Raw genomic sequence first — 14,099 nt, forward strand, 5'->3', positions numbered from 1 at the left:
GGTAGTAGTAAATAATGAGTGAAGCTGTTCCCTCGGTTGTTGCGATTGACATTGGGACACACAAAGTTTCAGTTTTGATTGGTAAGGTACATGCGCCAGACAATATCCAAGTGATCGGGATGGCGACCGCACGTAACCGAGGCATGAATAAGGGAAAAATTGTCAGTCTCGATAAAGTCATCACCGCAATTAAAAATGCTGTGCAGGAAGCAGAGGATATGGCGGAGTGCCGTGTGCATTCAGCCTGGATTTCTATTCCTAGTGCAGAGATGAAAAGTTTTTATGCTTCAGGTCGTACGCCTGTAGAAAATAGTGAACATACGATTACAACAAGTGAAGTGGTGCGTGCGTTAGAACTCGCCAAAGCCAGCCACCAAACTTCAGATCACTATTTGGTGAGTGCTGTACCTTTAGGATTTGAGCTAGACGACGAGTCAGAATGGGTGCTCAATCCTATTCGTATGTCTGCGCACAGTATGACTGGCCATTATCATTTAATGATGCTGCCGATTAGCACCATGCAGAATTTAGACCGCGCATTAAAAGGTGCCAATATTGGCGTCGAGAAGATGGTGGTCTCTGCTTTAGCAACGGCAGAAGCAAGCTTACTGAAAGATGAGCGTGAATATGGTGTGTGCCTACTCGACATTGGGGCAGGTACAACCAATATTGCGGTTTATCTTGATGGTCGTTTGGCCATGACGCATACCTTGCAACGCGGTGGTGAGCATGTCACGCGTGATATTGCTGCAGTATTACAAACCACGACAGAAGAAGCAGAGCGCATTAAATTGCTCTATGGCTGTGTGGATCTGAAAGTGGTGAAGCCAGAACACATGATTCAGTTCCAAGGGATTGATGGTCCACAAACCATTAGTCGTATTGAGTTAACTGAAATTATTATTGCGCGTTATGACGAAATTTTGGGTCAAGTGCGTCAAGTATTAGAAGGAAATGGTGCCTTACAAGGCTTGTATCATGGTGTTGTATTAACGGGTGATGCAAGTCAAATTGAGGGTATGATTAGTTTCTCTCGTAAAACTTTAGGTGTTTCGGCTCATTTGGGTAATCCGCCTACGCAAGTCAACGCGGATGAACAAAATCAAGCGGCATTGCGTCGTTCACAATATGCCACAGCATCAGGTTTGTTGATGTTTAGCCAAAGTGAAACGCAGGACACGATTGTAGAGCCAGATGATTCAGAAAAACTCACTGTGATGAAGCGTTTCAAACGTGCATGGTCTGGTTTCAATGAAACACTGAAATCAATTTTTTAGTTGAAAAATTTGGGAATATTGTTAAGAAGTTGTACGGATGATCGCTTGTACTTGACAAGCCGAGACAGGGACAGCATTCTTAAAAACAATTTTTATTAAGATCAAGGCAGTATACGGGCTGAAGTGACTGCCATTATAGATTAGGAATTTTATAGGTCATGGCCTCATTTGAATTTTTTGAAGATGATCAAAGCGATAGCAATGGTCAAGCCCGTTTCACTGTATTTGGTGTAGGCGGTGCTGGTGGTAATGCAGTGCAGCACATGCTTGAATCTGATATTCAAGGTGTGAAATTTGTTTGTGCAAATACAGACAAACAAGCATTAGATCGTATGAACGCTCAGTTTAAAATCCAATTGGGTGAGCAAGGTACGCGTGGTTTAGGTGCAGGTGCAAATCCTCAAGTGGGTCAGGCTGCAGCAGAAGAAAGCCGTGAGTTGATTCGTCAGCATTTAGAAGGCACCGATATGGTGTTTGTCACTGCGGGTATGGGTGGCGGTACAGGTACAGGCGCTGCGCCAGTTGTTGCAGAAATTGCCAAAGAAATGGGCATTTTGACTGTAGGTGTAGTAACTACGCCATTTAATTTTGAAGGCAAGCGCCGTCAGCAGTCTGCAGAAAAAGGCATTGAAGCTTTAGAAGCACATGTAGATTCATTAATTATCATTCCGAACCAACGTTTGTTAAAAGTATTCCGTGATATCTCAATGAAAGATGCTTATAAAAAAGCAGATGATGTATTGTTAAACGCGGTGCGCAGTATCTTTGATTTAGTGGTACGTCCGGGCCATATTAACCTTGACTTCGCCGATTTGAAAACTGCGATGAGCACACGTGGTTATGCGATGATGGGTGCAGGTTCTGGTCGTGGCGAAAACCGTGCACGCCAAGCTGCTGAGCAAGCAATTCGTAGTCCATTACTGGATAACGTGACGATCATGAACGCCAAAGGTATCTTGATTAACGTCACTGGTGGTGATGACGTTACTTTCGGTGAAATTGAAGAAATTACCGATGTCGTAAACCAAATTGTTGACCTTGATGAAGGTCAAGTATTCTACGGTACAGTATTTGATCCTGATGCACGTGACGAAATCAGCGTAACAGTGATTGCGACTGGTTTAACACGTAATTCAGCAGATTCTGCCGAACCAACGAAACGCCCAACGACTGTGCAAGCAACACGTCCTGCAACTGCGACTCAAGCTGCTGTAGATGAAGACGATGTTCCTGCAATTCAACGCCAGCAAGCCGAAGTGGCAAGCCCTGCGCCAGCAGTGTCTAGTCCGCGTCCAACGCCAATGAGCATCCAAGATTATTTGAAAAATCAGCAACGTAAATAATTTATAGTGTTTTGATTTTTAACAAATAAACAAGAAAGGGCAACAGTAATGTTGCCTTTTTTATTTTTTATCAATGGCTAAATATGCTAACGTATAGCGGTTTTGTGTACTGATGAATAAGAGCATGTTGAAACAGCGAACCCTGCAGCGTGTAGTAAAGGCAAGTGGAATCGGTCTGCATAGCGGGCAAAAAGTGATGATTAATTTCGTGCCTCATCATGCAGATGGTGGCATCGTATTTCGTCGCATTGATTTAAATCCACCTGTTGATATTTCTGCAGATGCGATGCTGATTCAAGAAGCATTTATGTGCTCAAACTTAGTTCAAGGTGAGGCCAAAGTCGGCACAGTTGAACATATCATGAGTGCGATTGCGGGTTTAGGGATTGATAACTTGCTCATTGAAGTCTCTGCTTCCGAAGTCCCAATTATGGATGGTAGTGCAGGTCCTTTTATTTATTTATTAATGCAAGGTGGCCTTGCAGAATTAGACGCACCTAAAAAGTTCATCAAAATTCTTAAACCTGTAGAAGCCTTTATTGATGATAAAAAAGCAGTATTTACTCCACATGACGGCTTTCAGTTGAACTTTGAGATCGACTTTGATCACCCAGCCTTTAAAAAAGAGTTCCAAACAGCATCCATTGATTTTTCAACAGAAACATTTGTTTATGAGGTTAGTGAAGCCCGTACTTTTGGTTTTATGAAGGATTTGGATTATCTCAAAGCCAATAATTTGGCCTTGGGTGCAAGTTTAGAAAATGCAATTGGGGTGGACGAAACTGGCGTAGTTAACGAAGAAGGTTTACGTTTTTCGGATGAGTTTGTACGTCATAAAATTTTAGATGCAGTCGGTGATTTATATTTATTAGGTCATCAAATTATTGGTAAATATGATGCATTTAAATCGGGTCATGCGTTGAATAATCAGTTGTTGCGCAATGTTCAAAATGATCCAAGCAGCTATGAAATTGTAACATTTAATGACATAGAAGATTGCCCAATTCAATATGTGACTGTGACTTAAGTCATTGTCTTTAGGTTATTATGTTATAATATAACAACCAATAGTGTGATGTGTGTCGCATAATTAAAAATCTTTGAATGGTACGTGAGCATGGCGGTTACTTTTTATTGCTTGCCAAACGTATCATGGCTTGGCTAAGCTTAGGGTCGCTCACAAAGTCGGCAGCATGGCGAAGTAATTCCTGTGTTTCTGGGTTAAGGGATCTGGAAATTTTTTCAGGGACATGCGGTGTTTGAGAAGGAACTCTTAAACGAACTTGTATCTTGCTTAAATCTTTAAATTCCGCTATTTGTGAAAGCTGACTGATGTATTGGTGCTGAAGATAAGCCAATTGACTAATCAAGGCTTGGTTTTCACCAGTCACAGTAAGCACCCCATTTTGATAACAAACCACTTGCCATTGTTCTGGTTGGGGCAAGACAGGTTGGATGATTTTAGTAAGTTTCTGCCAAGCAGCAACTTGCGTTGAGAGAAACGATAAGTTTCCTGTTTTTATGTGTTTTCTTGTTTGTTGAAAGACGTTGACAGGTTCAGACATACATATTTCCTTCATGGTTATGTCTTAATCTTATGCGCTCCTTTCGGTAGATATCAAGGAAGAGATCACCAAGGAACTCAGTTAAGAACAGTTAAAGAGGTTTTTTATGCATTTGCGACGTATTTTATTGGCTTTTTCTCTGGCAACTTCTGCAGCTTCAGTAGCATTTGCAGATTTGGTTCAGTTAAACGATTCATCCACTGACAGTCTTGAGCAACTCACACGTACTTTGTCTCAAGGTGCATATTCTGACTCGAGTGATATTGACCTACCAGCAGAAACGAAATTAAACGTTCAATTGCGTGAAAAAAGCATCGAATTAAATAACGATACAATTGCAAAGAAATATGGCAATAGCAGTGTCAATAAATCTTCTTACAATTCTATGAGTGCTGGTGGTGCATATTCATGGTTGGTGTCGCATCCATTACCTGATATGAAGCGTGTAAGCTCAGATTTTGGCGGTCGTACTATGGGTGGTCGCGCTGAAAATCATTCTGGTTTAGATTTATCTGCACCAAGTGGTACGCCAATTTATGCTACAGGCCCAGGTATTGTGACCAAATCGGGCTGGGGCACAGGCTATGGTCAGTATGTTGAAATCAACCACGGCAATGGCTATTTAACCCGTTATGCGCATGCATCTCGTTTAGTTGCGCGTGTAGGTGATCGTGTACAAGCGGGTGAGTTAATCGCTAATGTGGGTTGTACAGGACGTTGTACTGGTCCTCACTTGCACTATGAAGTTGTTAAAGATGGTCAGCGTAAGAACCCATCTACATATTTAGCGATGTTGCCATAATTTAGGTCATACACCGCACCAAATAGAAAAACCTCTTTTACAGATACCACTGTTGTCATTTGAATAATATATTCAAAGTGTCACGGTGGTATTTGTTTTTATAGCTGATTAAAGATCACACTATCACTAAAAACAAATAGAAACTGTATATAAAATGCGCGCAATTGGCTTTTTATTGTGCTTTTGTGTAATAAAACGTCAGTCATTATTTATTTTATAAATAGTGGTCGAAAAGCGTATTCAGCTGCGACCATAACTGCCACCGACCTAAATATGATACATATAAGAACATTACATTAGGCTTATAGAATAGGTGAATTATGGCGTTTTACGGCGATACTGATGCGCAAGAAACCCAGGAATGGCAAGAAGCATTTGACTCAGTTTTACAGCATATGGGCACAGAGCGCGCGGCATTTTTGCTCGAAAAACTGTATCAGCAAGCAATCGCTAAACACGTTCCTATTCAGCGCCTAAATACTCCTTATTTAAATACGATTTCTGTGAAAGAAGAGCCAGCGATGCCAGGCGATCAGGATATGGAGCGCCGTATCCGCGCTTTAATCCGCTGGAATGCATTGGCAATGGTACTTCGCGCGAATAAAACGGGCGATGATTTAGGTGGTCACTTGGCCAGCTTTGCATCTTCTGCAACCTTATATGATGTGGGTTTTAACCACTTCTTCCGTGCCAACAGCGATAGCTTTGGCGGCGACATGATTTATTACCAAGGTCACTGTGCACCAGGTATTTATGCGCGTTCTTTCCTTGAAGGTCGTTTGACTGAAGAACATTTGAATAATTTCCGTCGTGAAGTCGATGGCATTGGCTTACCGTCTTACCCGCATCCATACTTAATGCCTGACTATTGGCAGTTCCCTACCGTATCGATGGGCTTGGGCCCGATCATGTCGATTTATCAAGCGCACATTCAAAAGTACTTGATGAACCGTGGTTTGATTAAAGAAGAAAACCGTAAAGTTTGGGCTTACCTTGGTGATGGCGAGATGGATGAGCCTGAAAGCACGGGTGCTATTTCGCTTGCGGGTCGTGAAAAGCTAGACAACCTGATTTGGGTAGTGAACTGTAACTTACAGCGTCTAGATGGCCCTGTACGTGGTAACGGTAAAATCATTCAAGAGCTTGAGTCTCTATTCCGTGGTGCGGGCTGGCGTGTAATTAAAGTTGTATGGGGTCGTCATTGGGATCCACTGCTTGCAAAAGATGATAGCGGTGCTTTAAAAGCGGTAATGGAAGAAGCGGTTGATGGTGATTATCAACGCTACCAAGTGAAGGGTGGTGCTTATACTCGCGCACATTTCTTTGGTAAATATCCTGAAGCTGAAGAGCTGGTGAAGGGCTTGAGCGATGAAGACATCGATAACCTGAACCGTGGCGGTCATGATCCATACAAAGTATATGCAGCCTATGCAGAAGCAATGAAAGCCAATGGTCAGCCAACGGTTATTCTTGCGAAGACAGTAAAAGGCTACGGCTTGTCTGAAGAAATTGAGGCGGTGAATAAAACGCACCAAATCAAGAAAATGCAGTTGGAATCTTTAAAATACGTTCGTAACCGTTTTAACCTGCCATTTACCGATGAGCAGTTGGACGAAGTGCCGTTCTATCGCCCAAGTGAAAATTCACCTGAATTGAAATATATGAAAGCGCGCCGTGAAGCTTTAGGTGGTTACCTGCCAGCACGTCGTAAAGAAAGCGAACAGCTGGCGATTCCAGAGCTTTCTGTATTTGATGCAGTGTTAAAAGGCTCTGCAGGCAAAGAACAATCGACCACCATGCTGATGGTGCGTTTGATCTCATCGCTATTAAAAGAAAAAGCCATTAAAGACCGTGTCGTTCCGATTGTTCCAGACGAAGCACGTACTTTTGGTTTAGAAGGTATGTTCCGTCAGTTAGGTATTTATGCCGCGCACGGTCAAAAATATACCCCAGAAGACCAAGAACAGTTGATGCATTACCGTGAAGCAAAAGACGGTCACATGCTTCAGGAAGGGATTAACGAAGCAGGTGCAATGAGTGCATGGGCGGCCTTGGCAACCAGTTATTCAACCAATAACTTGCCAATGATTCCAATGTACATGTACTACTCGATGTTCGGCTTCCAGCGAATTGGCGATATTGCATGGGCTGCAGGCGATGCGCAGGCGCAAGGTTTCTTGTTGGGTGCAACAGCGGGCCGTACGACCTTGAATGGTGAAGGTTTACAGCACCAAGATGGTCACTCGCATATTTTAGCCAATACGATTCCAAACTGTATTTCATACGATCCATGTTTCGGTTATGAATTGGCTGTAATTGTGCATGACGGTTTAAAACGCATGTATGTGAATCAAGAGCGTGTGTTCTATTACTTAACGGTGATGAACGAAAACTACGAGCATCCTGCGATTCCTGCAAATGCGGAAGAAGGCATTAAACGCGGTTTGTATTTACTTGAAGATGATGAAAAAGCGACGGTTCAGTTGATGGGCTCTGGTGTGATTCTTCGTGAAGTGATTAAAGCTGCGCAAATTCTACGTGATGAATACCAAATTCATTCAAATGTATGGAGTGCAACGAGCTTTAACGAGCTTGCGCGTGACGGTATGGCGGTTGAAGAATACAACCGCTTGCACCCAATGGCAGAAGCGAAAGAATCTTGGGTGTCTCAACAATTGCGTGGCACCAAAGGTATTGTGGTGTCTGCAACAGATCACATGCGTGCTTACAGCGAACAGATTCGTGCTTACCTGCCGGACAACCGCCCATTTGTAGCGCTGGGTACAGACGGTTATGGCCGTTCGGACACACGTGCAAAATTACGTAGCTACTTTGGCGTAGATGCTGCCCACATTGTGGTTGCAACATTGAAGAAATTGGCTGATGAAGGCGAAGTGGATGCACGCTTGGTGAAAGATGCAATTTCGAGTTTTGAGTTGGATACAGACCGTCCAGTCGCATGGGCGCCGCAAGCGACTCCAGAACTTCATGCTGTTGCTGACTACAAAGAGGAGAACTAAGTATGAAAATTACCACTCCTGATATTGGTGTAGATAAAGCGACAGTTGCTGAAATCTTGGTAAAAGTTGGTGATACCATCAGTGTTGACGAAAGCATTGTGCTTTTGGAATCTGATAAAGCATCAGTTGAAGTGCCTAGCACTTCAGCGGGTGTTGTAAAAAGCATTTTAGTGAATCAAGGCGACCAAGTTGCTGAAGGTGCTGTGCTGATTGAATTAGAAGCTGCAGGTCAAACTGCAACGCCAGCTGTAGAAGCGCCTCAGGCTGCAGCTGCACCCGCTGCTGAAGTAAAAGCTGAGTCTGTAGCTCCAGTTGCAGCGCCTGTTGCTGCATCACAAACTGTTGATGTACAGGTGCCAGATATTGGCGTTGAAAAAGCCATTGTGGGTGAAATATTGGTTGCTGTAGGCGACACGATTGAAGTTGATCAAAGCATTGTGGTGGTTGAATCAGACAAGGCGACGGTAGAAGTGCCAAGCACAGCTGCAGGCGTGGTTGAGTCAATCAGCATTCAAGTGGGCGACAGCGTGAAAGAAGGCGTGGTGATTCTGCAAGTGAAGTCTGCTTCATCTGTAGCGCCAGTGGCTCAAGCTGCACCGCAACCTGCTGCTACTCCTGCACCTGTTGCAGAGGTTTCAGAAGTTGTGTCTCAAACTGTATCAGCTCCAGCAGGTGACGTAGACGTTGCAGTGCCTGACTTGGGTGTAGATAAAGCGGCAGTTGCTGAAATCTTGGTTGCTGTTGGCGACAAAGTTGAAAAAGACCAAAGCATTATTGTGGTTGAATCGGATAAAGCGACTGTAGAAGTGCCAAGCACGACTGCAGGTGTGATTAAAGCGATTCATGTCGCGCTGGGCCAAAACGTTTCTGAAGGTGTTGCTTTAGTGACAATTGAGGCTGAAGGTCAGGCGGCGCCTGCACTTGTAGCCAAAGTACCTGCTGCTACACCAGCGCCTGCTAAAACGGAAGCACCTAAAGCGGTTGCACCTGTGGCTCAAGCACCTGTCGCTCAAGGATCAGACAAGCTGACCAAAGAGCAAAATGCTGCCAATGCCAAAGTATATGCAGGCCCAGCTGTTCGTAAACTTGCGCGTGAATTGGGTGTAGTCCTTGCAGAAGTCAAAGCATCGGGTCCACATGAACGTTTAATGAAAGAAGACTTGTTTGCTTATGTGAAAACACGTTTAACTGCGCCACAAGCTGCACCAGTGGCAGCAGTCGCTCAGGTATCGGGCTTGCCAAAACTGCCAAGTTTTGATGCCTTTGGTGGGGTGGAAGAGAAGGTTTTGACGCGTTTACAACAAGTGTCGATTCCACAGTTGTCGTTAAACAACTACATTCCACAAGTGACGCAGTTCGACTTGGCGGATATTACAGAGCTAGAAGCTTGGCGTAATGATCTTAAAGGCAACTTTAAGAAAGACGGCATCAGCCTGACCATTATGGCATTCATTATTAAAGCGGTTGCACACCTGCTCAAAGAAGAGCGTGAGTTTGCAGGCCACTTGGCGGATGACGGTAAATCAGTATTGTTGCGTAATGAAATTCACATGGGTATTGCAGTTGCAACACCGGATGGTTTAACTGTGCCAGTACTGCGTAACCCTGATCAAAAATCGATTAAGCAAATTGCGGTTGAATTGGGTGAGTTGGGTCAAAAAGCGCGTGATAAGAAACTTTCTCCGAAAGACCTTCAAGGTGCAAACTTCACAATTTCGAGCCTAGGCGCAATTGGTGGTACTGCGTTTACACCACTGGTGAACTGGCCTCAAGTGGCAATCTTGGGTATTTCACCTGCAACGATGCAGCCAGTTTGGAATGGTCAAGGTTTTGATCCGAAGTTAATGCTCCCGCTTTCATTGTCATACGACCACCGTGTGATTAATGGTGCAGATGCGGCACGCTTTACCAATAAACTCACCAAGTTGCTTAAAGACATTCGCACCTTGTTAATTTAAAGTATGAATTAAGTCCTTCTACATCGCACTTCTTCGTTGGAAGTAGGGACTGCGAGGGATTGAAAAAGATGAACACACCTTGCTACGGCAGGGTGTTTTTACATGGGTAAATTTAATCGGCAGAAGATTGAAAATTTTCTGTCTACAGCTTAAAATGGACACACTTCATTGGGGAGTAGCCGCTGTTCAGCTTGAACAGGTGATGGTCAACATATTTGCTCTAAAACGAGCATGGTCATCATAGCAAAGAACCAAATGAGCTCCTTGTGGCTTTTCTTTTGTTGGCAAGACCTTTGATTTATCACTCTGCACATTTGGCTAGCAGGAGGGATAGGTCATTGGTATATGTTATTGCTAGCCAGAGAAATGCATCATGTTATCAGCTTTCTTTATTTCCCTCGCTGTCGTTGCTCTGTCTGAGATGGGCGACAAAACACAGCTTCTTGCCTTATTGCTGGCTGCAAAATTCCGAAAACCTATTCCTATTCTGGTTGCCATTTTTTTAGCGACTGTGGTCAACCATGGCGTGTCTGCTGTTTTAGGTCAATGGATTACCACCGTATTGAGCCCTACAGTCCTACTTTGGATTGTGTCTTTAGGCTTTATTGCCATGGCTGCTTGGATGTTGATTCCAGATGAGTTAGATGATGAGTCTGAAAGCATTAACAAATGGCAAAAATATGGAGTCTTTGGCGCGACCTTTGTCTTGTTCTTCTTGGCAGAAATTGGCGACAAAACCCAAATTGCCACTGTAGCTTTAGCTGCACGTTTTGACAGTATTGGTTGGGTGACTTTGGGTACGACTTTGGGCATTATGTTGGTGAATGCACCTGCCGTATTTATAGGGAATAAACTGGCAGAAAAACTCCCAATCTCTTTAATTCATAAAATTGGTGCGTTGGTATTCTTGGTGATTGGTGTGGTTGCTCTGGCGCAACATTATTTATTTTAAACATAATATATAAAAATAATATTCAATTAAATCCTGAGTTAAAAGCTCAGGATTTTTTGCTTATAAATGTGAATCAATTCACTGATATTTCAGACAATATAGTCTATTTTGCTTGTTGTAACTTTAACTAAATCTCTATATCGTAGACACATATATAAATTCAATTTTTAAAAGAAAATTTTGGGGAATTGGTATGGCTTTTGAACGTACTACATCGCAGGTCTTATTTGATAATGGCATCCATAAATGCATCAGCTTTACCAGTTTGGTTAAGGGTGAAGGTGTACAGGCCAACCAATTCCTGATCATTGATAATGGCCGTGCTGCAGTACTTGATCCAGGGGGTGACTTGACCTATGTCCCCCTGACTATGGAATTAAATAAGTACACACGCTTGACCAATTTGGATTTGGTGATGGCATCGCATCAAGATCCAGACATTATTACCTCAATGCCACGTTGGTTGGTGTATACCGATGCCAAAATTGTGGCATCAAAGCTATGGGCACGTTTCTTACCACACTTAAACTCTTCTTTTATGAGCGATCGTATGAAGGGCAACTGGTTAGATCGTCTAATTGAATTACCAGACCATGGTCAGGTGATTAGCTTGGGCGAAAGTAAGATTATTGCGGTGCCTGCACATTTCCTACATTCGGTGGGTAATTTCCAGTTTTACGATCCAATTGCCAAAATTCTATTTTCTGGCGATATGGGTGCATCGATGGTGGATGATGCATCAAAACCATTAGAAAACTTTGCTGCGCATATTCCAAAAATGAAAGGCTTCCATCAACGCTATATGTGTTCAAACAAAGTGATTCGTTTGTGGGTGCAAATGGTGCGTACTATGGACGTAGAAATGATCGTGCCACAGCATGGCACTCCATTTGTAGGCAAAACACAAATCAATCAATTCTTGGATTGGATTGAAACGCTGGAATGCGGTATCGATTTAATGGATGAAACCGTCTTTACTTGCCCAGAATAATGAACGCGGTATTCAAAGAAAAATATTGAGTTGAAAATCAGCATTTTTTAAAATTTTTCGTCCAAAAATGAATGTTTTAGATGACGAGAATAGTAAAAAATGTTGTCTCAAGTTCCAACACAGGATGCGTGTTTAAGCTGTGGCGCTTGTTGCGCCTTTTTTAGGGTATCGTTTTATTGGGCAGAGGGTTTGAACTTACCTGAGCACTATACAGAGCCAGTGACGGCCGTATATTCATGTATGGTCGGAACCAATCAAAGTTCACCGCGTTGTATCGCTCTAGAAGGTGAAATTGGTCGGCAGGTCAGTTGTGGGGTGTATAACCAGCGTAGTGAATCTTGTAAGGATGTACAGGTTGCAGATGCGCAATGTAATAAAGCACGTCGGGCTTACAATTTAATTCCTTTGGTTGCCCTGGAACCAGCACTTACTGAGCATTTTGATCAAGTGAGTTAAATTAGTGACTACAAGAGTGAAGCAAGGGCTTCACTTTTGTAACATAAAAAATTGAGTGTTTAAAAAGCAAGTGCCTTGAAATAAAGCAAGATAAAATCAATGCTTGAGAGAATAATAAAAAAATTAATGGTCACTTTTGACAAAAAAAATCTGCATTGCTTGAAATAGGCATGAATAAAAAGCAAATTTTTGTTTATAATAGCGCACGGAAATTACCAGTGAGACTGTTATGTTGACCATCGTTCAAGACGCTTTGACTTTTGATGATGTCTTATTACTCCCTGCCTACTCGACTGTCCTCCCAAAAGATGTCTCATTAAAGACACGATTCACTCGCGGCATTAATTTAAACATTCCTCTTGTTTCAGCAGCTATGGATACTGTGACTGAGTCACGTATGGCAATTGCAATGGCGCAAAACGGTGGTATTGGTATTTTGCACAAAAACATGGATATTGCTGCCCAAGCTGCAGAAGTACGCCGTGTGAAAAAATTCGAAGCGGGTATGGTGAAGGATCCTATCACTGTAACGCCAGAAACATCTGTTCGTGACCTTATCTCAATTACACAAGCCAACAACATCAGCGGTGTACCTGTTGTAAAAGATGGCAAAGTTGTAGGTATTGTGACTGGTCGTGATACACGTTTTGTGACGAACTTAGAACAGCCTGTAAGCAACATCATGACCGGTCAAGACCGTTTAGTGACTGTGCGTGAAGGCGAATCTAAAGAAAATATTCAAGCATTGCTTCAAAAACACCGTATTGAAAAAGTATTGGTTGTTGGCGAATACAATGAGCTTAAAGGCCTAATTACGGTAACTGACTTCCGTAAAGCTGAAAGCTATCCAAATAGCTGTAAAGATGACCTCGGTCGTCTGCGTGTCGGCGCTGCAGTTGGTACTGGCGCTGAAACACCAAGCCGTGTTGAAGCATTGGTAGAAGCAGGTGTTGATGCCATTGTTGTTGATACAGCGCATGGTCATTCTGCAGGTGTAATCGAACGCGTACGTTGGGTGAAAACAAACTACCCACAAGTACAAGTCATTGGCGGTAACATTGCAACTGGCGATGCTGCATTGGCTTTACTTGATGCTGGTGCAGATGCGGTTAAAGTTGGTATTGGCCCTGGTTCAATTTGTACAACACGTATTGTGGCTGGTATTGGTATGCCACAAATTTCGGCAATCGACTCTGTTGCAAATGCACTAAAAGATCAAATTCCATTGATCGCGGATGGCGGTATTCGCTTCTCTGGCGACATGGCGAAAGCGATTGGCGCGGGCGCAAGCACGATTATGGTGGGTTCTTTACTTGCAGGTACTGAAGAAGCACCAGGTGAAGTTGAATTCTTCCAAGGTCGTTACTACAAAGCTTACCGTGGCATGGGTTCATTGGGCGCAATGGCAGGCTCTACAGGTTCTGCTGACCGTTACTTCCAAGACGCTAAAGCAGGTGCAGAGAAGTTAGTACCAGAAGGTATTGAAGGTCGCGTACCATACAAAGGCCCTATGGGTAATATTGTGCATCAAATGATGGGTGGTTTACGTTCATCTATGGGTTATACAGGCTCTGCGGTGATTGAAGATCTTCGTCAAAATGCGAAGTTTGTAAAAATTACTTCAGCAGGCATGTCTGAATCTCATGTGCATGATGTAACGATTACGAAAGAAGCGCCGAACTACCGTGTAGGCTAATATTTTAGTCTGAGCAGTAGCGTAAAAAAGCCGTCATTC

General features: G+C 43.2%; 11 protein-coding genes and 1 riboswitch. Of the genes, 10 read left to right on the top strand and 1 reads right to left on the bottom strand.

All coding sequences use genetic code 11. The features are described from left to right. Positions 1–14 precede the first annotated feature (14 nt). The 3 genes from ftsA (at position 15) to lpxC (ending at position 3,647) form a co-directional block, all read left to right on the top strand. Positions 15–1,277 (top strand): cell division protein FtsA, encoded by a 1,263-nt coding sequence (gene ftsA / locus EXE29_RS05490; RefSeq protein ID WP_106984195.1) that lies wholly within the window; start codon positions 15–17, stop codon positions 1,275–1,277. A 158-nt stretch (positions 1,278–1,435) separates the two neighbouring features. Continuing rightward, positions 1,436–2,620, top strand: a complete 1,185-nt coding sequence (ftsZ, locus tag EXE29_RS05495) for a cell division protein FtsZ (RefSeq protein WP_106984196.1) — start codon at positions 1,436–1,438, stop codon at positions 2,618–2,620. A gap of 124 nt (positions 2,621–2,744) precedes the next feature. Next, positions 2,745–3,647: a UDP-3-O-acyl-N-acetylglucosamine deacetylase gene (gene lpxC, locus EXE29_RS05500; protein WP_120364083.1), complete on the top strand. Its 903-nt coding sequence runs from the start codon at positions 2,745–2,747 to the stop codon at positions 3,645–3,647. Between the two features lie 97 nt (positions 3,648–3,744). Here the strand turns inward: lpxC and EXE29_RS05505 are convergent, their stop codons facing one another. Beyond that, positions 3,745–4,185 carry a DciA family protein gene (locus EXE29_RS05505; RefSeq protein WP_117006572.1) on the bottom strand — a complete coding sequence of 147 codons (441 nt, stop codon included), beginning with the start codon at positions 4,183–4,185 and terminating at the stop codon, positions 3,745–3,747. 106 nt (positions 4,186–4,291) lie between these two features. Between EXE29_RS05505 and EXE29_RS05510 the strand changes: the two genes are divergently transcribed. The 7 genes from EXE29_RS05510 (at position 4,292) to guaB (ending at position 14,060) form a co-directional block, all read left to right on the top strand. Beyond that, entirely contained in the window at positions 4,292–4,987 is a 696-nt protein-coding gene (locus EXE29_RS05510; protein ID WP_117006573.1) for a M23 family metallopeptidase, read from the top strand. A gap of 320 nt (positions 4,988–5,307) precedes the next feature. Then, a complete protein-coding gene (aceE, locus tag EXE29_RS05515) occupies positions 5,308–8,007 on the top strand; it encodes a pyruvate dehydrogenase (acetyl-transferring), homodimeric type (protein WP_106984199.1) in 2,700 nt (899 codons plus the stop codon). Positions 8,008–8,009: 2 nt separating this feature from the next. After that, a complete protein-coding gene (locus tag EXE29_RS05520) occupies positions 8,010–9,965 on the top strand; it encodes a 2-oxo acid dehydrogenase subunit E2 (RefSeq protein WP_120364082.1) in 1,956 nt (651 codons plus the stop codon). A gap of 158 nt (positions 9,966–10,123) precedes the next feature. Beyond that, positions 10,124–10,264, top strand: a riboswitch (yybP-ykoY riboswitch). A gap of 74 nt (positions 10,265–10,338) precedes the next feature. Next, on the top strand, positions 10,339–10,917 hold the full coding sequence (locus EXE29_RS05525; protein ID WP_120364081.1) for a TMEM165/GDT1 family protein: 579 nt from the start codon (positions 10,339–10,341) through the stop codon (positions 10,915–10,917). Positions 10,918–11,110: 193 nt separating this feature from the next. Continuing rightward, positions 11,111–11,908, top strand: a complete 798-nt coding sequence (locus EXE29_RS05530; protein WP_106984202.1) for an oxygen-binding di-iron domain-containing protein — start codon at positions 11,111–11,113, stop codon at positions 11,906–11,908. Between the two features lie 99 nt (positions 11,909–12,007). Then, positions 12,008–12,364, top strand: a complete 357-nt coding sequence (locus EXE29_RS05535; RefSeq protein ID WP_106984203.1) for a YkgJ family cysteine cluster protein — start codon at positions 12,008–12,010, stop codon at positions 12,362–12,364. Positions 12,365–12,593: 229 nt separating this feature from the next. Then, a complete protein-coding gene (guaB, locus tag EXE29_RS05540; RefSeq protein ID WP_106984204.1) occupies positions 12,594–14,060 on the top strand; it encodes an IMP dehydrogenase in 1,467 nt (488 codons plus the stop codon). Positions 14,061–14,099 lie beyond the last annotated feature (39 nt).

The sequence above is a fragment of the Acinetobacter sp. WCHAc060006 genome, from assembly GCF_004209135.1.
GTDB lineage: Bacteria > Pseudomonadota > Gammaproteobacteria > Pseudomonadales > Moraxellaceae > Acinetobacter > Acinetobacter cumulans.

Coding starts and splice junctions, on each gene's coding strand:
- ftsA (WP_106984195.1), top strand. CDS start 15: ATGAGTGAAGCTGTTCCCTCGGTTGTTGCGATTGACATTGGGACACAC.
- ftsZ (WP_106984196.1), top strand. CDS start 1,436: ATGGCCTCATTTGAATTTTTTGAAGATGATCAAAGCGATAGCAATGGT.
- lpxC (WP_120364083.1), top strand. CDS start 2,745: ATGTTGAAACAGCGAACCCTGCAGCGTGTAGTAAAGGCAAGTGGAATC.
- EXE29_RS05505 (WP_117006572.1), bottom strand. CDS start 4,185: ATGTCTGAACCTGTCAACGTCTTTCAACAAACAAGAAAACACATAAAA.
- EXE29_RS05510 (WP_117006573.1), top strand. CDS start 4,292: ATGCATTTGCGACGTATTTTATTGGCTTTTTCTCTGGCAACTTCTGCA.
- aceE (WP_106984199.1), top strand. CDS start 5,308: ATGGCGTTTTACGGCGATACTGATGCGCAAGAAACCCAGGAATGGCAA.
- EXE29_RS05520 (WP_120364082.1), top strand. CDS start 8,010: ATGAAAATTACCACTCCTGATATTGGTGTAGATAAAGCGACAGTTGCT.
- EXE29_RS05525 (WP_120364081.1), top strand. CDS start 10,339: ATGTTATCAGCTTTCTTTATTTCCCTCGCTGTCGTTGCTCTGTCTGAG.
- EXE29_RS05530 (WP_106984202.1), top strand. CDS start 11,111: ATGGCTTTTGAACGTACTACATCGCAGGTCTTATTTGATAATGGCATC.
- EXE29_RS05535 (WP_106984203.1), top strand. CDS start 12,008: ATGTTGTCTCAAGTTCCAACACAGGATGCGTGTTTAAGCTGTGGCGCT.
- guaB (WP_106984204.1), top strand. CDS start 12,594: ATGTTGACCATCGTTCAAGACGCTTTGACTTTTGATGATGTCTTATTA.